The organism is Lentzea flaviverrucosa, assembly GCF_003350445.1.
In the GTDB taxonomy this organism is placed as follows: domain Bacteria; phylum Actinomycetota; class Actinomycetes; order Mycobacteriales; family Pseudonocardiaceae; genus Lentzea; species Lentzea californiensis.
The window spans coordinates 20,882-38,454 of sequence record NZ_QQAU01000005.1; the positions used below are offsets into that span (position 1 = coordinate 20,882).

General features: G+C 69.1%; 22 protein-coding genes. 10 read left to right on the plus strand and 12 right to left on the minus strand.

Annotated elements, in window-relative coordinates; translation table 11 throughout:
• The first annotated feature begins 6 nt into the window (after positions 1 to 6).
• On the plus strand, positions 7 to 684 hold the full coding sequence (locus DFR72_RS16780; protein WP_090066288.1) for an SDR family oxidoreductase: 678 nt from the start codon (positions 7 to 9) through the stop codon (positions 682 to 684).
• Between the two features lie 43 nt (positions 685 to 727).
• On the opposite strand, the gene DFR72_RS16785 is transcribed toward DFR72_RS16780, so the two are convergent.
• The gene (locus tag DFR72_RS16785; protein ID WP_090066287.1) at positions 728 to 2,041 is read right to left on the minus strand and encodes an amidohydrolase family protein; all 1,314 of its coding nucleotides are present in this window, start codon (positions 2,039 to 2,041) and stop codon (positions 728 to 730) included.
• A gap of 222 nt (positions 2,042 to 2,263) precedes the next feature.
• Between DFR72_RS16785 and DFR72_RS44980 the strand changes: the two genes are divergently transcribed.
• Entirely contained in the window at positions 2,264 to 2,470 is a 207-nt protein-coding gene (locus DFR72_RS44980; protein ID WP_143086730.1) for a hypothetical protein, read from the plus strand.
• A gap of 1 nt (position 2,471) precedes the next feature.
• On the opposite strand, the gene DFR72_RS16790 is transcribed toward DFR72_RS44980, so the two are convergent.
• From DFR72_RS16790 to DFR72_RS16805, 4 genes are all read right to left on the minus strand, one after another.
• Positions 2,472 to 3,635: a sensor histidine kinase gene (locus DFR72_RS16790; RefSeq protein ID WP_090066286.1), complete on the minus strand. Its 1,164-nt coding sequence runs from the start codon at positions 3,633 to 3,635 to the stop codon at positions 2,472 to 2,474.
• A 295-nt stretch (positions 3,636 to 3,930) separates the two neighbouring features.
• On the minus strand, positions 3,931 to 5,037 hold the full coding sequence (locus tag DFR72_RS16795; RefSeq protein WP_245983069.1) for a nitric oxide synthase oxygenase: 1,107 nt from the start codon (positions 5,035 to 5,037) through the stop codon (positions 3,931 to 3,933).
• Positions 5,038 to 5,169: 132 nt separating this feature from the next.
• Positions 5,170 to 5,814, minus strand: coding sequence for a tRNA (guanosine(46)-N7)-methyltransferase TrmB (gene trmB, locus DFR72_RS16800; RefSeq protein WP_218158089.1), 645 nt, complete (start codon positions 5,812 to 5,814; stop codon positions 5,170 to 5,172).
• 230 nt (positions 5,815 to 6,044) lie between these two features.
• Positions 6,045 to 6,449 (minus strand): hypothetical protein, encoded by a 405-nt coding sequence (locus tag DFR72_RS16805; protein WP_143086729.1) that lies wholly within the window; start codon positions 6,447 to 6,449, stop codon positions 6,045 to 6,047.
• 260 nt (positions 6,450 to 6,709) lie between these two features.
• On the opposite strand from DFR72_RS16805, the gene mycP reads away from it, so the two are divergent.
• A complete protein-coding gene (mycP, locus tag DFR72_RS16810; protein ID WP_170176299.1) occupies positions 6,710 to 7,852 on the plus strand; it encodes a type VII secretion-associated serine protease mycosin in 1,143 nt (380 codons plus the stop codon).
• Here mycP and DFR72_RS16815 read toward each other — a convergent pair.
• From DFR72_RS16815 to DFR72_RS16825, 3 genes are all read right to left on the minus strand, one after another.
• Complete coding sequence (locus DFR72_RS16815; RefSeq protein ID WP_090066281.1) at positions 7,818 to 8,720, minus strand: ABC transporter ATP-binding protein; 903 nt, start codon at positions 8,718 to 8,720, stop codon at positions 7,818 to 7,820. The two genes, mycP and DFR72_RS16815, sit on opposite strands and share 35 nt — an antisense overlap.
• Positions 8,721 to 8,813: 93 nt before the next feature.
• Positions 8,814 to 9,563, minus strand: a complete 750-nt coding sequence (locus DFR72_RS16820; protein ID WP_090066280.1) for a hypothetical protein — start codon at positions 9,561 to 9,563, stop codon at positions 8,814 to 8,816.
• A 5-nt stretch (positions 9,564 to 9,568) separates the two neighbouring features.
• Positions 9,569 to 10,480 (minus strand): ABC transporter ATP-binding protein, encoded by a 912-nt coding sequence (locus DFR72_RS16825; protein ID WP_090066279.1) that lies wholly within the window; start codon positions 10,478 to 10,480, stop codon positions 9,569 to 9,571.
• Positions 10,481 to 10,610: 130 nt separating this feature from the next.
• Between DFR72_RS16825 and DFR72_RS16830 the strand changes: the two genes are divergently transcribed.
• Both DFR72_RS16830 and DFR72_RS16835 read left to right on the plus strand, forming a co-directional pair.
• Entirely contained in the window at positions 10,611 to 11,045 is a 435-nt protein-coding gene (locus DFR72_RS16830) for a PPOX class F420-dependent oxidoreductase (protein ID WP_090066278.1), read from the plus strand.
• Positions 11,046 to 11,087: 42 nt separating this feature from the next.
• Positions 11,088 to 11,357, plus strand: coding sequence for a hypothetical protein (locus DFR72_RS16835; protein ID WP_090066363.1), 270 nt, complete (start codon positions 11,088 to 11,090; stop codon positions 11,355 to 11,357).
• Here the strand turns inward: DFR72_RS16835 and DFR72_RS16840 are convergent.
• Positions 11,354 to 12,139, minus strand: a complete 786-nt coding sequence (locus DFR72_RS16840) for an HAD family hydrolase (protein ID WP_090066277.1) — start codon at positions 12,137 to 12,139, stop codon at positions 11,354 to 11,356. The genes DFR72_RS16835 and DFR72_RS16840 overlap by 4 nt on opposite strands.
• A gap of 48 nt (positions 12,140 to 12,187) precedes the next feature.
• Between DFR72_RS16840 and DFR72_RS16845 the strand changes: the two genes are divergently transcribed.
• Genes DFR72_RS16845 through DFR72_RS16855 form a run of 3 tightly spaced genes read left to right on the plus strand, consistent with a single transcriptional unit; the run spans position 12,188 to position 14,098 of the window.
• A complete protein-coding gene (locus tag DFR72_RS16845) occupies positions 12,188 to 12,715 on the plus strand; it encodes a TetR/AcrR family transcriptional regulator (RefSeq protein ID WP_090066276.1) in 528 nt (175 codons plus the stop codon).
• Positions 12,715 to 13,194 (plus strand): pyridoxamine 5'-phosphate oxidase family protein, encoded by a 480-nt coding sequence (locus tag DFR72_RS16850; protein ID WP_211335446.1) that lies wholly within the window; start codon positions 12,715 to 12,717, stop codon positions 13,192 to 13,194. Before DFR72_RS16845 ends, DFR72_RS16850 begins: the two co-directional genes overlap by 1 nt.
• Entirely contained in the window at positions 13,178 to 14,098 is a 921-nt protein-coding gene (locus tag DFR72_RS16855) for an SDR family oxidoreductase (RefSeq protein ID WP_114773694.1), read from the plus strand. The genes DFR72_RS16850 and DFR72_RS16855 overlap by 17 nt, the downstream gene beginning before the upstream one ends.
• On the opposite strand, the gene DFR72_RS16860 is transcribed toward DFR72_RS16855, so the two are convergent.
• Positions 14,095 to 14,751 carry a response regulator gene (locus DFR72_RS16860; protein ID WP_090066274.1) on the minus strand — a complete coding sequence of 219 codons (657 nt, stop codon included), beginning with the start codon at positions 14,749 to 14,751 and terminating at the stop codon, positions 14,095 to 14,097. The two genes, DFR72_RS16855 and DFR72_RS16860, sit on opposite strands and share 4 nt — an antisense overlap.
• A 9-nt stretch (positions 14,752 to 14,760) precedes the next feature.
• Positions 14,761 to 15,915: a sensor histidine kinase gene (locus DFR72_RS16865; RefSeq protein ID WP_090066361.1), complete on the minus strand. Its 1,155-nt coding sequence runs from the start codon at positions 15,913 to 15,915 to the stop codon at positions 14,761 to 14,763.
• Positions 15,916 to 16,052: 137 nt separating this feature from the next.
• Between DFR72_RS16865 and DFR72_RS16870 the strand changes: the two genes are divergently transcribed.
• Positions 16,053 to 16,721, plus strand: coding sequence for a hypothetical protein (locus DFR72_RS16870; RefSeq protein WP_090066273.1), 669 nt, complete (start codon positions 16,053 to 16,055; stop codon positions 16,719 to 16,721).
• Positions 16,718 to 17,086, plus strand: a complete 369-nt coding sequence (locus DFR72_RS16875) for a GntR family transcriptional regulator (protein WP_090066272.1) — start codon at positions 16,718 to 16,720, stop codon at positions 17,084 to 17,086. Before DFR72_RS16870 ends, DFR72_RS16875 begins: the two co-directional genes overlap by 4 nt.
• Here the strand turns inward: DFR72_RS16875 and DFR72_RS16880 are convergent.
• Positions 17,071 to 17,520: a hypothetical protein gene (locus tag DFR72_RS16880; RefSeq protein WP_090066271.1), complete on the minus strand. Its 450-nt coding sequence runs from the start codon at positions 17,518 to 17,520 to the stop codon at positions 17,071 to 17,073. The genes DFR72_RS16875 and DFR72_RS16880 overlap by 16 nt on opposite strands.
• Between the last annotated feature and the right edge of the window lie 53 nt (positions 17,521 to 17,573).

Genomic DNA, 17,573 nt, shown 5'->3' on the forward strand with positions numbered 1-17,573 from the left:
CCCCCCATGAGTGATCGTCCGGTCGCCCTCGTCACCGGGGCATCCAGCGGAATCGGCTCGGCCATCGCCAGAAGTCTGGCCTCGACCCACGACCTGCTGCTAGGCGGCCGCGACGAGACGTCCCTGTCTCTGCTGGCCGCCGAGCTCCCCGGCGCGCAGGCCTGGCCGTTCGACCTCACGAACGCCGCCAGCGCCGACCTGGCCGCCGTCTCACGCCTCGACGTGATCGTCCACAGCGCCGGCATCGCCCTGCTCGGCCCGCTGGCCGAGGCCACCCAGGACGACTGGCGCCGCACGTTCGACGTGAACGTCTTCGCCGTGGCCGAACTGACCAACCTCGTCCTGCCGCAGCTGCGCGCCGCCTCCGGCCACGTCGTGCTCATCAACTCCGGCGCCGGCCTGAACGCCAACCCGGGCTGGGGCGTCTACGCGGCCTCGAAGTTCGCCCTGCGCGCGTACGCCGACGCCCTGCGCGGCGACGAGCCGTCGTTGCGCGTGACCACGGTCTACCCCGGCCGCACCGCCACGCCGATGCAGGAGGACGTGCGGCGCCACGAGGGCGGCGAGTACGACCCGTCGAAGTACATCGACCCGGCCTCGGTGGGGCGGGCGGTGGCGTCGGCCGTGCTGGCGACGCCCGACGCCCACATCACCGAGATCAACGTGCGGTCGCGACCGCACTAGTGGCACGCCACTGGTTGTCCACAGGCTTGTCAACAGCCTGTGGCTAGAGGTTGACGCTGCGCAGTCGCCGTGCCACCGCGGCGACTCCGGCCTGCGCCTCGTGCCGGTCGACCCGAGTCGACTCCCCACCTGCGACGACGTGGTCACCGGCGACCCACACGTCGGTGACCCGGCGCGACCCGGACCCCCAGACGAGGTTCGCCAGCAGCTGCGCGTCCGGCGCGTCCAGACCGGGCGCGAAGGCGGGGTCGTCGGCGGCGATGTGCACGACGTCGCCCCAGCGCCCTGCCTCCAGCGAGCCGATGTCGGCGCGGCCGAGCGCGTCGGCCCCGCCGCGAGTGGCCATCAGCAACGCCTGCGCGGCCCCGAGGACGGTCGCGTCCATCTTCGAGACGCGCGCGAACAGCCCGGCCAGCCGTGCCTCCTCGAACAGGTCCAGGTCGTCGTTCGACGCCGGCCCGTCCGTCCCGAGTCCGACGGAGACCCCGGCGGCCAGCATCTCCGGCACCCGCGCGATCCCCGAGGCGAGCTTCGCGTTCGACCCGGGGCAGTGCGCGACGCCGACGCCGTACGAGGCGTACAGCGCGATGTCGTCGTCGGACAGGTGCACGGAGTGCGCGGACAGCACGCGCCCGCCCAGCACGTCGGAGGCCTTCATCAACGCCGGCACCGAACCGAACTCGGCGCGGGCGGCCTCGTCCTCGAACGGCGACTCGGCCACGTGCACCATGAACAACGCGCCCCGCGCCCGAGCCTCGGCCGCGATCGAAGTGAGCTGGGGAGCCGACAGCGTGTAGGCGGAGTGCGGCCCGTAGGCCAGTTCGACCCGCTCACCAGGCCCGAACCGCAGTCCGTCGGCGTCGATCCACGCGGAGATCTCACCGGTCAGCGACTTCCAGTCCATCCCGGGCACGTCGAGGATCGCTCCGCCGAAGACCACCCGCGACCCGGCCGCCAGCACCGAGGACACCAGCTCAGGGCCGTGGAAGTACATCTCGGTGGAGGTGGTGACGCCGTGCCGCAGCATCTCGACGGCGCCGAGCAGCATGCCGGTGCCGACGTCCTGGGCGGTCATCCGCGCCTCGTTCGGCCAGATCTGCTCCTGAAGCCACCGCAGCAGCGGCAGGTCGGCGCCCAGGCCGCGCAGCACCGTCATCGGGCTGTGCGCGTGGGTGTTGATCAGGCCGGGCAGCAGGATGCCGGTCAGCGAGCGGACTTCGCCGTCGAAGGCGGGGGCATCGGAGAGGGCACCCACGTAGGTGATCCGGCCGTCGACGACGTCCACGACCGCGTCGCGCAACACGGCGCAGGACGGGTCGCAGGGCAGGACCACCGGGGCGTGCAGACGCAGTGACATGGGAAGAATCCTGCCATTGTGATGCCGATCACAAGCATGCATACATCCGAACGCGATGGGCATCCTCGCTGTGTCGGGCGCGGGCCGACCCCCAGGGTCCGCCCCGGCCTAAAACTTCTCCCCAACCAAGGGGCCCGTCACGCATGCTGCGACGGGCCCTTTGTGCATCCAAGAGCAACCACGGGTAGGACAGGGGCGTCTCAAGATCATGTCGAAGAAGCCGTGCACGTCCAGTGGACAGTTCCGCCGCGCGCAGAAGCCCGCCACCCCCAAGCCGCCGACTCGCCGCTGAGTTGGCATGATCACACCCCACGACCGGGCGTGATCATGCGGAGGCATTCAGTGGCCGACATCGACCCTCAGAACGACGACCAGCAGAGCGATGTCGAGATGACTCAGGAGTTCGAAGTCATCCGCGACGACATGTGAGCTAGCTGATCGGCAGATCGGCGCGGACCGTCCACCCAGTCGGTTCGCGTCGGCCTGCGGAGAAGGTGCCGCCCAGCAGTTCCGCGCGCTCGCGCATGCCGACGAGCCCGTAGCCTCCGGATCCGCCCACGGGCACGCCGGACGCGACGCCGTCGTCGACCACGTTCAGGTGCAGCACACCGTCACTCGAGGACAGTGAGACGTCCACAGAGGACACCGCTGCCGCGTGCTTCTGGGTGTTCGTCAACGATTCCTGCACCAACCGCAGCACTGACCGCGCCAGCTCCTGCGGCACGGCGTCCCGCAGGTCGAACGAGAGCCGCACCGGGAGCCCGGACTCCACCGCCAGCGACCGCACGTCGTCCACGAGGGACGAGGACGCGGCCGGTGTGGAGGACTCGCCGTCCCGCAACGTCCCGACCAGCCGCCGCATCGCGGTCAGCGCCTCGTGGCCGGACGCCTCGATGGTCGGCAGCACCTGCTCGGCTGCGGCGCGGTTGATCTGGCCGGCCTGCGCGTGCACGACGATCGCGGTCACGTAGTGAGCCACCACGTCGTGCAGTTCGCGGGCGAGCGCCAGCCGTTCGGAGTTCTGGGCCGCCGCAACGGAAGCAGCCAGCTGAGACGTGCGTTCGTTGTCACGGGCCCGGAAGTACAGGCCGGTGCCCACCGCGATCACGAACATGAGGACCGCGCCGAACAGGTAGCTCCCCGGGTCGGGTTCGTAGGTCCGGTAGTCCCGCGGCGCCACGACCGGATAGCTGATGACCTCCGCGGCCACCATCGCCGCGAGGACGACCGCGGTGCCCGACGTCGCGTACCAGCGCGGTGCCTCGCGCACGACGATCGCGATGGTCGCCATCGCCGCGCCCGTCACGGAGATCGACGCACCGCTGATGAAGAAGTGCGGCTGCATGGACAGGTCGAAGAACCGCAGGTAGACGGCGGTGAAGACGATCGCCGCGGCGAGGGCCAGGGTCGCGTCGAAGGGACGCCGGGGCGCCAGCACGGCGATCGCGCAGATCACCGCGACGCCGGGGGCCTGCCACCAGGGGTTCGTGTAGTCGGCGGTGAACAGCTCCAAGCCCGAGATGAAGGCCAGTGAGAGCGCCAGCGGCCACTGGCGTTTGGCGAGCAACCGCCAGTTCAGTTCCTTGCTCTCCACCCGACACACGGTAAAGCCGGAAGGCTGATCCCGCGTCCGACCGGGGTCTACCGAAGGGTCAGCCATAAGGCTGACTGGGCGACCTGCGGAAACACCCTCACGGCGGATGCCGGATTACGCCGGGGTCACGGACTCTGGAGGAGCGAAAGTCGGGGAAAAGGAGGACGTCATGTTGTCAGTTGTGTTCACTTGGGCCGCCGCGGTGGTCGGCCTGTTGGTCCTCGCCTTGATGGCCCTGTCAGGCGTGATGATCGACTCGAAGCACTAGGTCCCGAACCGGCGTGTGATGGGGAAGTCAGACGCTGGTCAGGGAATGTTGCTGGCGGAGCAGCTCCGCCAGCCTGCTCGTCGGCTGAGGGCGGGTCTCGTCCAACGCGGCCGTGAAGCGCGCCGGAGAACCGGTCCGTGCGCGCGCCGCGGCTGCGGTGTCGAGCCGGAACGCGGGCCGTGCGGCGGAAGGCCGTTGACGGGAACGCAGCCACGCTAGGCGGTGCAACGCTTCCGCGTGGTGATCGGTGATCGTGACAGCCGCCTTGTCGAACGAGTGCAGCACTGCAGCGTTCAGGTGAACGGTCGCGAGGTCCCGCCACAGCGTGCGTTCGGACGAGGTGTCCAAACCCAACGCATCGGCAACCTCACGCGCCACACCGTAAGCACCTTCATCAGCCAATGACCGCGTGCCGATCTCGGCGCCGACGAACCACGAGTTGAACGGCGCGGCGGGGTAGTGCACGCCGCCGATCGACAGCCGCATGTTCGAGATGACCGGAACCGCGTGCCAGCGCAGCCCCATCTCGCCGAACCACGGCAGAGTCGGGTGCTCCAAAGGAACTTCGTGCACGATCTCGGACGGCAGCGTGAACAGCCGCGGGCCCTCGTGCTGCGTCTCCACCACCAACGGCAGCAGGTCGAAGCGTGAACGCCGCACCGGCGGACGCCACCCCATGCCCTGCATGGTCTCGGTGAACTGGGTGTACCGGCGGTCCCCCATCCCGTCGGCGTACCCGGCGTACCGGATCAGCTGCTCGTTCCAGATCACCGGCCCGGGCGAACCCGGTGCGTCCGGCGCGAAAACCGTGACCAGCGGCCGGATCTCGCCGCCGTTGGTCGACAGCCGCAGGTGCTCGACGCACTCGCCGGCGACGGCGGCGGCGTTGCGGTAGCCGCGCAGATCGCGGACTTTCAGGCGGCGCCAAGGCACACCCGAGGTGCACCAGCCGGAATCTCGCAACGCGATCCGCGCGCCGTAGGCGAGTTCGTTGGTGGTGTGGCGGTAGGTTCCGGTCTCGGTGATCTCGGCGCGCACCTGGGCGATGCGGGCGGACAGCGAGCCTGCGTCGGAGTGCGCCGCGTGGAACATGCGGACGAACTCCTCCGCGACGGGGAGGACGTCGGGGGTCACGGAGCGAGACGCTAAGCCCGGAACAGCCTCACGCGTCACTGCCACTCGGGGCATTTCGGGTGATCAACACCGGCCACTCCAACGAGTGAACGCGAGACCCAGGGTGTTCACTCGATCGGCTTGAGGCCTCGATCAGGTGAGGTCGTTCCGCCGGAACATCAGGTCGTGCGAGACCCGATCCTCGTTCACCGCACGCTGTTCGAACTTCGTGACGGGCCGCCAGTCCGGCCGCGGCGCCCAGCCGTCGTGCACGTTGGTCAGCAGCCGCTCGCCGGAACAGACCTCCAGCATCTGTTCCGCGTACTGCTCCCAGTCCGTCGCCAGGTGCAGCACGCCACCGGGCTCCAGCCGCGACGCCACCAGCGCCACGAACTCCGGCTGCACGAGCCGGCGCTTGTGGTGCTTCTTCTTCGGCCACGGGTCCGGGAAGAAGATCCGCACGCCGTGCAACGACGCGGGCGCGATGTGGTCGGTCAGCAGGTCGACGGCGTCACCGCGCAGCACGCGCAGGTTGTCGAGCCCACCGAGGTGCTCGGCGCGCAGCAGCAGCTGGGCGAGTCCCGGCTTGTAGACCTCGGCGGCGACGTAGTTGAGCTCGGGCGCGGCGGCCACGAGCTGGGAGGTGGTCTCGCCCATGCCGGAACCGATCTCCAGCAGCACGGGCGCTGAACGGCCGAACCACGAGTCGAAGTCCAGGGGCCCCTCGGGCAACGACTTGACGTCGTTGCCCATCTTCTCCCAGTACGTGTCCCAGGCACGTTCCTGTCCCACGGTCATGCGCTCGCCGCGCTGGACGAAGCTGACGATGGAACGGGGGAACTCAGGCCTGGTCACGACGGGACATTCTAGGTCCTGTCCTGTAGGGCCGTTCGATGAGAGTCACGGTCGAGAGACCTGGGGCGGTGCCGCCGCGGCGCCCTCATACCGGGCGTATCCGGGTGTTGCGATGGTGCCGCCTCCGGGGCCCTCGGCCGCGACTGTCGCGGACGAGGCCTGCAGGACAGGGCCTAGGCAATGAGTTCTATGTCCTCGATCTGAGCACGCAGGTCAGCAACGGTGAAGTCGATGGCCTGGGGCCGACCGGCCCCGCGATGGGCGGGAACCAGGTGCACGAACCCGCGGTGCGAGTCGGTGAACTGCACGGTTGTCGGGGTGGCGGGCCCGTAGACACCGCTCTCGGACGGCACGTACTCCCAGTACCCGACCTCGCCGAGGTCGACCCAGGGCACGAACACCCAGCCGGGACGGGAGGAGAGCAGTTCGCTCACCGCGTCCTCGATCGCATAGCCTTCGGCACGGGAACGCAGCCGTCCCCGGTCCAGCGCGCGCAGCCACCACGGCGCGGGTGCGTCCTCGACGTCCCGCACCGAGCGGTACATCGCCAGGACTTCGCTCTCGGAGGCGCGGCTCACCCACGAACGGCGCGCGTCTGCAGGGGTGAGGGCGATTTCGGAAGGGTTGGGGGCTTCGAGCGCACTGTTCCACTCGAGGCCGAGCATTGCTTCCACACGGACCACTGGCCACCTCCGCAGCGGGGATAACCCCATTGAACGTGAACTCAAACGCCGGTGATGTCCAGAATGCGGCTTTTCACGGCTTGTTAACAGCACCCTTACGCAACGTGTGACGCCAGGCACGTTGCGGTGTGAGGTGGAAACACGATGTAGCTGACGTGCACCTGGTCTCCGCGCTCGCCGTCGCGCTGCCGTTGCTGCTCGCCGCGCAGACGATCGAGGAGCAGGAGTGGCACCTCGACGCGCTCGACGTCTACTCGGCGCAGTCCCAGGCCCGCGGTGACGGCGTGATCGTGGCGGTGATCGACTCCGGCGTCGACGCCCAGCACCCCGACCTCGTCGGCCAGGTCCTGCCCGGAGCGGGCTTCGGCCGTTCCAAGGGCACCGACGGCACCACCGACGTCGACGGCCACGGCACCGGGATGGCCGGGATCATCGCCGCGACCGGCCGGGACGGCGGGGCGCTCGGCATCGCGCCCGGCGCCAAGATCCTGCCGATCGCCAGTGCCGACGAGAAGGAGCAGTTCGGGCTCGACGTCGTCGCCGAGAGCATCAGGTGGGCCGCCGACCACGGCGCCAAGGTCGTCAACATGTCGCTGGGCTTCTCCAGCTCGATGACGCCGACGCTGGTCAAGGCCGTGAACTACGCGATCGAGAAGGACGTCGTCCTCGTCGCCGCCACCGGCAACGACGGCAAGGAGGTCTCCGCGCCCGCCAACATCAACGGCGTGATCGCGGTCGCGGGCACGACCAGGGAAGGCAAGCCCTGGGCGGCGTCCAACGTCGGAACGGACACCGTGCTCGCGGCTCCGGCGGCGGGCATCGTGACCATCGCGCCGCAGAGCGTGTACGCCAGCGGTTATGCCGAGATGGACGGCACGAGCGCGGCGTCGGCGATCGTGTCCGGCGTCGCCGCGCTGGTCCGTGCGAAGCACCCGGACATGGCGGCGAAGGACGTCGTCAACGCGCTGGTCAAGACCGCGACCGACCTGGCGGAGCCCGGCCGTGACGCGGCGACCGGGTTCGGCATGGTCAACCCGATGGGCGCGCTCACCGCGCAACTCCCGCCGGTGGAACGCAACCCGCTGCTGCCACCGTCGCCCTCGACCACGCAACCGACTCCGGCGCTCACGGCCCAGCGTCCCCAGCAGCCGGTCGACGTGGAGGACCGGCTGCCGTTCGTCGCCGCCGTCGCGGGCGGCACCGCCGTGATGACCGGGCTGCTGATCGCGTTGCCCGCCATCAGGTCACGGCGTCCCAAGCCCGTCAGTGCGCGTGATACTCCACCGACTCCTTGGTGAGCTGCATGAAGGCCTCCTCCAGCGAACCGCGCTGAGGACTGAGCTCGTGCAGCACGATCTGGTTCTCCGCCGCGAGCTCACCGATCTGCTGCGCCGGAATCCCCTGCACCACCAGGCTTCCGCTCACCGAGTCATCAGTCACCGTCGCGTGCGCCGCGAGGATCTCGCGCAGCTTCGCGGCGTGCGGCGACCGCACCCGGACGGTGTCCTGGGTGGCGTCGGCGATGAACTGCTCGGTGGAGGTCTGCGCGATCAGCTGACCCTTGCCGATGACGATGAGGTCCTGGGCGGTCTGCGCCATCTCGGACAGCAGGTGGCTCGACACGAACACCGTGCGGCCCTCGCTCGCGAGCCGGTGCATGAACTGCCGGATCCAGAGGATGCCCTCGGGGTCGAGGCCGTTGACGGGCTCGTCGAACAGCAGCACCTCGGGGTCGCCGAGCAGCGCGCCCGCGATGCCGAGCCGCTGCGCCATGCCGAGCGAGAACCCGCCGGCGTTCTTGTGCGCGACCTCGGTGAGGCCGACGACCTCCAGCACCTCGTTCACCCGGCTGACCGGGATCTTGTTCGAGACGGCGAGCCACTTGAGGTGCGAGCGCGCGGAACGGTTGGGGTGCACCCACTTCGCGTCGAGCAGCGCGCCGACCTTGCGCAGCGGCTGCTTGAGCTGGGCGTAGTGCTTCCCGTCGATCCTGACGTCGCCGCCGGTGGGGGTGTCGAGGCCGAGGATCATCCGCATGGTCGTGGACTTGCCGGCGCCGTTCGGGCCGAGGAAGCCCGTGACGCGGCCGGGCTGGACGGTGAACGACAGGTCGTCGACGGCCTTCGTCCTGCCGTAGTGCTTCTGCAACCGCACTGCTTCGATCATGACCTCTCCCGGTTCGCTCGACAGAACTGACAGGGACCTGGGTCACCCCCCCGACGGATGACCCAGGTCCCTCTCCCCCTCATTCGGAACAGGTCACGCGTCCCGCCGCTTCGCGACGATCAGTGCGACCACCAGCATCGCGACGGCGATGCCGGCGAAGTAGGCCAGCGATCCCCACTGGCTCAGCTTGAAGTCGATGCCCGCCCCGCCCTGCTCCGGGCTGTCCGCGCCCATGGTCAGGAAGTGGGTGGCGTTCGTGAACGGCAGCCAGGCCTGGATCTTGATGCCGACCTTCGGGATGAACCCGATCAGGCCTTCAGCGGCCATCTGCCAGACCAGCAGGATCGAGACCGCACCGGCCGTCTGGCGGACCAGGATGCCCACGGCCACCGCGATGATCGCGCCGATGGCGTAGACGATGCCGACGCCGGCAACGTGCCGCCACTCGGCGGCCGTGTTGATGGAGAGGTCGGAGTTCGACGAGAGCAGCTTGGCGATGCCCACCGAACCGAAGGCGATGATCTCGCCGAGCACACCGGCGATGAACGCGACCACGACGGTCTTCGCGACGAGCGCCGAGGTGCGGTTCGGCACCGCGAGGAACGTCGAGCGGATGGTGCCGAAGCGGTACTCGGTGGTGACCGCGATCGCCGCCATCACCAGCACGACCGCGATGGCGAGCTGGGCGCTGCCGATCTGGGTCAGGCCGAGCGACACCTGCTCCTCGCTGGCCGCCGCGATGATCGCGGTGAGCCCCACGCCCAGCACGATGGCGAGCGCGCTGCACCAGTACGGCGAGCGGGTCGAGAAGAGCTTGATTCTCTCAACTGCCAACAGGGTCATCAGACTCACTTCCCGATCTCTGCGTGGTACTCGACAGCATCGCCGGTCAGCTGCATGAACGCCTCTTCGAGCGAACCACGCTGGGGGCTCAGCTCGTGCAGGACGACGCCGTTGGCAGCGGCGATGTCACCGATCTGGTCACTGGTTGCACCCGATACGGACAACGCGCCGTCCGCACCGTCACGAACGGTGAAGCCCTTGTCGACCAGCAACGGGCCGAGCTTGGAGAGCTGAGGGCTGCGCACGAGGACGGTGTTGCCCGTCGCGCTGTCGATGAACTCCTGCGTGGTGCTCTGCGTGATCAGCTTCCCCCGGCCGATCACGATGAGCTCGCTGGCCGTCACGGCCATCTCCGACAGCAGGTGGCTCGACACCAGGACCGTGCGGCCCTCGGCGGCGAGGTTCTGCATGAACGTGCGGATCCAGAGGATGCCCTCCGGGTCGAGACCGTTGACCGGCTCGTCGAACAGCAACACCTTCGGGTCGCCGAGCAGTGCCGCGGCGATCCCCAGCCGCTGCGACATGCCGAGCGAGAACCCGCCGGCGTTCTTGCCGGCGACCTGCGTGAGACCGACGGCCTCCAGCACCGCGTCCACGCGGCTGTTCGGCAGGTTGTTGGACTTGGCGAGCCAGCGCAGGTGAGCGCGGGCGGAGCGGTTCGGGTGAACCCACTTGGCGTCGAGCAGCGCACCGACGGTCTGCAGTGGACGGTGCAACTCGGTGTAGGGCTTGCCGTCGATCAGCACGCGGCCTGCCGTCGGACGGTCGAGCCCCAGGACCATGCGCATGGTGGTCGACTTGCCGGCGCCGTTCGGACCGAGGAATCCGGTCACCCGTCCAGGATGGACGGTGAACGACAGGTCGTCGACCGCGACCGTCCTGCCGTATCTCTTGGTGAGGCCGATTGCCTCGATCATTGGCTGTCCCCTCTCGGTGATGGGACTACCTTGACGTTCCGAGGGGTCATCCCACATCGGCCTGCGGTCTGCGCGTGCGTCAACTTCCGTCGTCCGGTGGCGCTACCTCCGTCGTAGTTGAATGAGCCACATGGGATACACGGAAGCCCCGGACGGCTGGTGGCGCGAGTTCGTCCTGGCCACACCCGCCCGCACCGCCAAGCTCGCGGTCACCCGCAAGGACGGCTCGCCGCACGTCGCCCCGGTCTGGGTCGACCTCGACGGCCCGGACGTCGTCTTCCTGACCGCCCGCGACACGGTCAAGGGCAAGTCGATCCTGCGCGACGGCCGCGTGGCCCTGTGCTTCGACGACGAGCAGCCGCCGTTCAGCTTCGTCACCATCACCGGCCAGGCCGTGGTCGACGAGGACCCGGACCAGCTCAAGTACTGGGCGGGCCGCACCGCCGCGCGCTACATGGGCGCCGACCGCGCCGACGAGTACGCCGAGCGCAACGGCGTGCCCGGCGAGATGGTCGTGCGGGTGAAGGTCGACAAGGTCGTCGCCATGAAGAACGTGTCGGACTGAATCCTGTTGCCGTCCTGGCACCGGTTCCGCGACGCTGAACCGGTGCCAGGACAGAAGAAGCGCAAGAACCGCGAAGCGGAGGCGAGCCGTCGTCTCGCCGCGCGCACTGCGCCGGGCACGGGGCGATGGGTCGTGCACTTCGAGACGCAGGACCACGCGGAGTACCGCGAGTACGTGCGCCGCCTGCGCGCCGTGCCGGAGCAGGCCGGCCTGACGCGGGCCGACCTGGAGGTGGCCAGGCTGGACGCGCTGTGCGGCCGCGAGGTCCACCCCACCACGTACCGGCTGAGCGTGTTCGTTCCGAACCCCTAGCCGGGGAAGAAGCGGTTCAGCACCTGGGCGGCGCCGTCCTCCAGCACGGTCGGCGCCACCTCGTCCGCCACCGCCTGCACGTGCGCCGGCGCCTGCCCCATCGCGACGCCGAGCCCGGCCCACTTCAGCATCTCGACGTCGTTGGACCCGTCCCCGATCGCGAGCGCGTCCGAGGCGCTGATGCCCAGCTGCGCGACGAGCTCGTCGAGAGCCGAGCCCTTCGAGACGTCCGGCGGCACCGCGGTCAGCCACGCCTCGGTGTGGTCGACGGACCACTCGATGCCCGGCAGTTCCAGCTCGCGGACGGCGAACGCCAGCTCGGCCGGCGTGTGGTCGAGCCAGCGCATGACCAGCCGCGAGGTCGGCACCGCCATCTCCTCGAACGTCACCCAGGTCGTCTCACCCCACAGGTCGCCGGGCAGGAACTCGCCCAGCGACAGGTTGCCGACGCCGAGCTGCTCGACGGCGAACACGGACCCCGGCAGCAAAGCCCGCAACGTCTTGATGGTCGGCCCGGGGTCGAAGGTCACGCGCTTGGTCACCTCGCCCAGCGCCGGGTCCCACCACACCGCGCCGTTCGAGCAGAGCGCGTACGAGGCCGGCAGTTGCGGGACCACCGCCCTGATGCCGACGAGGCTGCGGCCGGTGCAGAGCACGACGACGGCGCCGTGTTCGGTGGCGCGGGTGATGGCCGCTTTCACGGCGGGCGCTATGTGGTTCGAGGCGACAGCGGTCAGGGTTCCGTCGATGTCGAGCGCCACCAGTTTCGGTCTCCAGGTCACGTGTCGCCACCCTATGCGAAGGTTAGTGAATTGTGGTTCACTAACGGCGTGGCACGACCTCGCACCATCACCGACGAACGGATCCTGAACGCCGTCGCGGCCGTCATCGACCGGCGCGGACCGGAGTTCACCGTCGCGGACGTGGCGGCGGAGGCCGGGGTGTCGGTCGGGGCGGTGGCGAAGCGGTTCGGGTCCAAGAGCGGGCTGCTGCAGGCGCTCACCAAAGCGGGCACCGAGGAGGTCACCCGCAGGATGCGCGCGGCCGGCACCGTCCGCGACGCGCTGCTGACCTGGTTCGACCGGCTCGCCGACCCGGTGGTCGCGACGAACAACCTGGCGCAGCTCGGGGTCGACCTGATCGACCCGGAACTGCGCGCATTGCTGGCCCGGCACTACGCGGTGCTGGAAGAAGAGCTGGAAGTCCTCTGTGCGGCCGAGGGGTTGCCGCCGAACGCGGCCCGCGTCCTCGCCGCGCTCGTCTACGGGATCTCGATGGACTGGTCGGTGCGACCGCGCGGCGACCTGCTGGCACGCACGGCGGAGGACATCGACCTGGTGCTGGAAGGGATGCGTTGATGGCTACCTGGGCGGAGTTCACGGCCGAACAGCCCGACATGGCCGCGTTCGTGCAGGGCAGGTTCGCCGCGGACCGGCACGCGTTGATCGCGACGCTGCGCAAGGACGGCTCACCGCGGATCAGCGGTGTGGAACCGGACTTCGCCCGCGGTGAGCTGTGGGCGGGCATGATGCCGAACTCGTTGAAGTCGAAGGACTTGCGGCGCGACCCGAGGTTCGCGCTGCACTGCACCACCACGGTGGCCTCGATGACGGAGGCGGGCGACGCGAAGATCAGCGGCACCGCCGAGTTCTGGACGGACAAGGACGCCTATCTGAAAGACCTGTTCGACCGCACGGAGTGGCAGCCGAAGCCGGAGGAGATCGACCTGTTCCGGTTCGACGTCACCGAGGTCGTGCAGCTCACCGTCGAGGGCGACGGGATGATCGTCCTCTCCTGGCACGAGGGAAGGGGAACTCGCCGTGTCGAAAAGAAGTGATCCCGATCTGAGCGGGAAGGTCGCGGTCGTCACCGGCGCCACGCGCGGTGCGGGACGGGCGATCGCCGTGGAGCTGGGGGCAGCGGGGGCGACGGTGTTCGTCGCCGGCCGCACCACGCGGACGCAGCAGTCCGAGGTCGGGCGGTCGGAGACGATCGAGGACACCGCCGAACTCGTGGACGCCGCCGGTGGTAAGGGGATCGCGGTCCGGTGCGACCTCACGAATCCGTCCGATGTGGACGCTTTAGCCGCGAAGATCGACAAGCTCGACATCTTCGTGAACAACGCCTGGGGCGGCGAGAACCTCGTCGAGTGGGGCAAGTTCTGGGAACACGACCTCGACAGGCAGCTGCGGATGTGGCGCAACGGCGTCGAGACGCACCTGGTGGCGTTGCACAAGCTCATGCCGATCCTGATCAGGTCCGACGACGGGCTCGTGGTCGAGGTGACCGACGGCGAGGACGGCGAGGCGTACTTCGTGAACCTCCCGTACGACGCGGTGAAGAGCTCGGTGCGCCGGTTCGGTGAGGTGCTGGCGAAGGATCTGAAGGACCACCCGAACGTGACGGCGGTCGCGGCCACGCCGGGGTTCCTGCGCTCCGAGCAGATGCTGGAGGGCTTCGGCGTCACCGAGGCGAACTGGCGTGACGCGATCGAGAAGGTGCCGGACTACGCGTTGTCCGAGACGCCGCACTACCTCGGCCGCGGCCTCGCGCACCTCGCGGCGGACGAGGACCGCAAGCGGTTCGCCGGGCAGTGCCTCTCGTCGTGGAAGCTCAAGCGCGAGTACGGGTTCACCGACCTCGACGGCTCGCAGCCCGACTGGGGCCGCTGGTACGACGAGGTCGTGAAGCCGCGAATGGCGGGACAGACCGTGGTCGCCGACCCCGAGAAGTACCGCTAGGCGTCACCGGGACGGACGAGACCGGTCTCGTAGGCCAGCACCACGGCCTGCACCCGGTCTCGCAGTTCCAGTTTCGCCAGGATCCTGCCGACGTGCGTCTTCACCGTCGCCTCGGACAGGAACAGCTTGCGGGCGAGTTCGGTGTTCGACAGGCCCTTCGCGATCAGCACGAGCACCTCGCGCTCGCGTTCGGTCAGCACGTCGAGCACCGAGGCGTCCCGGAGCTCACCGCCGCCGTCGCCGAGGAACCGGCCCAGCAGCCGCTTCGTCACCGACGGCGAGACCACCGCGTCGCCGGAGGCCACCGCGCGCAGCGCCGACACGAGGTCGGACGGCGGGGTGTCCTTCAGCAGGAACCCGCTGGCGCCGTTGCGCAACGCCGACAGCGCGTACTCGTCCATGTCGAAGGTGGTCATGACCAGCACCTTCGCGGAGTCGGCCTCCGCGATGCGCTTGGTCGCCTCCACGCCGTCCATCACGGGCATGCGGACGTCCATCAGGACGACGTCGGGCCGCAGCTTCTCCGCCATCTGCACGGCGTCGAGGCCGTCTGCCGCCTCGCCGACCACGTCGATGTCTTCCTGCGCGCCCAGCACCATGCGAAAGCCCATCCGCATGAGTTCCTGGTCGTCCACCAGCAGTACCCGAATCACTCGATCACCCTATGCGGCTAGCGGGAATGTCGCGCGCACGCGCCAGCCCCCGCCGGGGTTGGGACCCGCCTCGAACTCCCCACCCAGCACCGCTGCCCTTTCCCTCATGCCGATCAGTCCGTTGCCGCCGGAGACCTTGACCACGTCGTGGGGTGTGCCGTACCCGTCGTCGGTCACCTCCAGCCGCAGTTCCTCGGGCGAGCGCGCCAGGCGGACCAAGGCGGTGGTCCCTGCTCCGGCGTGCTTGATGGTGTTCGTCAGAGCTTCCTGCACTATCCGGTAGACGCTCAGGCCGACGCCCACGGGCAGGTCGTCCACGTCACCGTTGATCTCCAGGCGCACCGGCACGCCGGCGGCCCTGGTGTTCTCGGCGAGTTCGACCACACCCCGCGCGTCCGGCTGCGGGGCCCACTGCGTCTCGGCCTCCTCGCTGCGCAGCACGCCGAGCAGGCGGCGCATCTCGGTCAGCGCGAGGCGGCCGGTGTCGGCGATCGTGCGGACCGCGTTCTCGGCCACCTCCGGCTGCGACCTGATCGTGTACGCGGCGCCGTCGGCGTGGACGATCATCACGCTCACCGCGTGGGCGACGACGTCGTGCAGTTCGCGGGCGATCCGGGATCGCTCCTCGCCCACGGCGATCTTGGCCTGCTGGTCGCGTTCGGTCTCGAGCAGCACCAGGCGTTGCTCCATCTCCCGCTGGTAGGCGCGGCGCGCGCCGATGAACTCGCCCATCGCCCAGCTGAACCCGAAGATCACGAAGACCAGGAACACCAGGAACACGGCCTGGAGCTCGCCGACCTGGAACACCGCCCAGAGCAGCGTGCCGGCGAGCAGCCAGCCCAGGTAGATCAACGCCGTCTTGCGGTTCGTGTTCGCGACGAGCGTGTACAGCGCGATGGCCAGCGCGAAGTCGGACATGCGGACCGGGATGCCGTTGATGCCGCCGTGCGAGAAGAGCTGCAGGAACCCGCCCGCGAGGATCAGGTAGCTCGTGCCGAGCGGGTGGTGCCGGCGGAACGGCAGCGGCCCGAGCATCAGCAACGTCACCGCGAGATAGGCGGAGAACGACACCCCCTGGTCGACCACTGTGGCCGCGATGCCCATGTCGAAGAGCAGCAGAATTCCGGCGATCAGGGAGTCCCCGAACGCCGGATGACTCTTCATCCACAGACTGAACCGCCGCACTGGACAAGGTTAGGTGCGGACCGAACCTTCGCGCGTCGCGCCACGGGTTGACGCCGCGTACGACTTCAGTGTGAGTTATTGTGTCGAGGGGTTGATACAAAGTTCGGGGGTTCGCCATGTACGACGTCCTGTGGGCCGCTGGCGTTGGGTTGTTCCTGCTGGTCGCTCTGTGGCCGACGCAGTCGACCGGCAGGCGCCTGCTCAAGAGCTGGAAGGTGTCCGACCCGACGCCGGCGCAGATCGACGACGCCATCCGGTACCTGAAGCGGCGGCGCCTGCTCTACCCGTGGCTCTTCGTCGGGATGTCGTTCGTGCCGTTCGCCAGCGGTCGCGGTGTCGGGTCGTTCGCGGCGGTCGTGCTCGGGGGCACGCTGCTCGCGGAGTTGATCGCGTTGTCACTGCCCCGCGAAGGCCGGCAGCGGGTCGCCACGCTCACGCCGCGCGGCCTGTTCGACATCGGCTCGCAGTACGTGCTGATCGCGTACGCGGCGATCGTGCTGTTCGGGCTGGCCTGGCTGCTCGTGCGGCTCGAGATCGCGCAACTGCCCGTGTTCGTCGTGTCCGTCGCCGCGGTCGCGGTGGTCATGTGGGCGGCGGTCGCACGCCCGGCGGACGGTGACGAGGAGGTCGACCGGGCGCTGCGCACTCGCAGCGTGCACGTGTCGGCGGGCATCGGGGCGGCGATGGTCGGCGCGCTCGTCGGCGGCTCGTTCCTGCTGGCCGGCGTCGTCGCGTGGGTGCTGATGGCCAACACGAACGTCGTGTCCAAGAAGATTGTCTTGTGACCGCACCCCGAATCGTCGTCGACGTCGAGAACGGTGTCGCGCCCTGGCGCCAGGTACGGGACCAGCTCGTCCGGTTGATCAACGGTGGTGTGCTGCCGGTCGGGTCCCGGCTGCCGACGATCCGGCAGCTCGCCGCGGACCTCGGCCTGGCCGCCGGCACGGTCGCGCGGGCCTACCGGGAGCTGGAGACCGGTGGTGTGCTCACGACAGGACGAAGGCAGGGCACCGTGGTGGCTGCCCTGCCTTCGCATGCACCGGACCCGCTCTCCGCCGCCGCGGCGGAGTTCGTCGCCATCGCTCGGTCACTCGGCGCCAGCGAGGGGGAGGCGCTGAACGCCGTGCGAGCCCATTACTTGGGTGAGTAAGGCGACTCGATCTTGGGTGCGGGTCGCGGTTCGTTGATGTGGGCCTGACGTTCCTCTTGCCGTTCCTCGTAGATGCGGTGTTCCTCGGCCATCTGGTCAGCGAGTTGCTGCTGCATCTGGCGGTCCCGGATCCTGGCCAGGATCGCCATCGTCGCGCCGTGGGCCAGTGCCAGCAACAACAGCACCAGGCCCAGCTGCACGACCACGTCTTTCACCGGGTCGCCGGTGTCGACGTCGATGATCGACACCAACGCCAGCAGGCCCAGCACGACGAGGTGGAACAGCACGGTCGTCAGCTTCATCATGCTGCCGGCCTGCTCTTCGTCGTACGCGGCGCGCTTGAGATATCCCTTGCCACCGCGGTAGATCAGCTGGCCGTCGACCACGACCAGGACGATCCCCAGTACTAGGAACGTCACGTAGCTGTCACCCATGCGCTGTGGCTACCCGCACACGCTCGCACACAAACCGTGGCACGATCAGTGCC

Excerpts from the sequence above, each read along its gene's own strand:
- DFR72_RS16880 (WP_090066271.1), bottom strand. The coding sequence starts at position 17,520 with ATGGGTGACAGCTACGTGACGTTCCTAGTACTGGGGATCGTCCTGGTC.
- DFR72_RS16870 (WP_090066273.1), top strand. The coding sequence starts at position 16,053 with ATGTACGACGTCCTGTGGGCCGCTGGCGTTGGGTTGTTCCTGCTGGTC.
- trmB (WP_218158089.1), bottom strand. The coding sequence starts at position 5,814 with ATGACCGTGGGACAGGAACGTGCCTGGGACACGTACTGGGAGAAGATG.
- DFR72_RS16830 (WP_090066278.1), top strand. The coding sequence starts at position 10,611 with ATGGGATACACGGAAGCCCCGGACGGCTGGTGGCGCGAGTTCGTCCTG.
- DFR72_RS16825 (WP_090066279.1), bottom strand. The coding sequence starts at position 10,480 with ATGATCGAGGCAATCGGCCTCACCAAGAGATACGGCAGGACGGTCGCG.
- DFR72_RS16785 (WP_090066287.1), bottom strand. The coding sequence starts at position 2,041 with ATGTCACTGCGTCTGCACGCCCCGGTGGTCCTGCCCTGCGACCCGTCC.
- DFR72_RS16820 (WP_090066280.1), bottom strand. The coding sequence starts at position 9,563 with ATGACCCTGTTGGCAGTTGAGAGAATCAAGCTCTTCTCGACCCGCTCG.
- DFR72_RS16780 (WP_090066288.1), top strand. The coding sequence starts at position 7 with ATGAGTGATCGTCCGGTCGCCCTCGTCACCGGGGCATCCAGCGGAATC.
- DFR72_RS16850 (WP_211335446.1), top strand. The coding sequence starts at position 12,715 with ATGGCTACCTGGGCGGAGTTCACGGCCGAACAGCCCGACATGGCCGCG.
- DFR72_RS16815 (WP_090066281.1), bottom strand. The coding sequence starts at position 8,720 with ATGATCGAAGCAGTGCGGTTGCAGAAGCACTACGGCAGGACGAAGGCC.
- DFR72_RS16865 (WP_090066361.1), bottom strand. The coding sequence starts at position 15,915 with ATGAAGAGTCATCCGGCGTTCGGGGACTCCCTGATCGCCGGAATTCTG.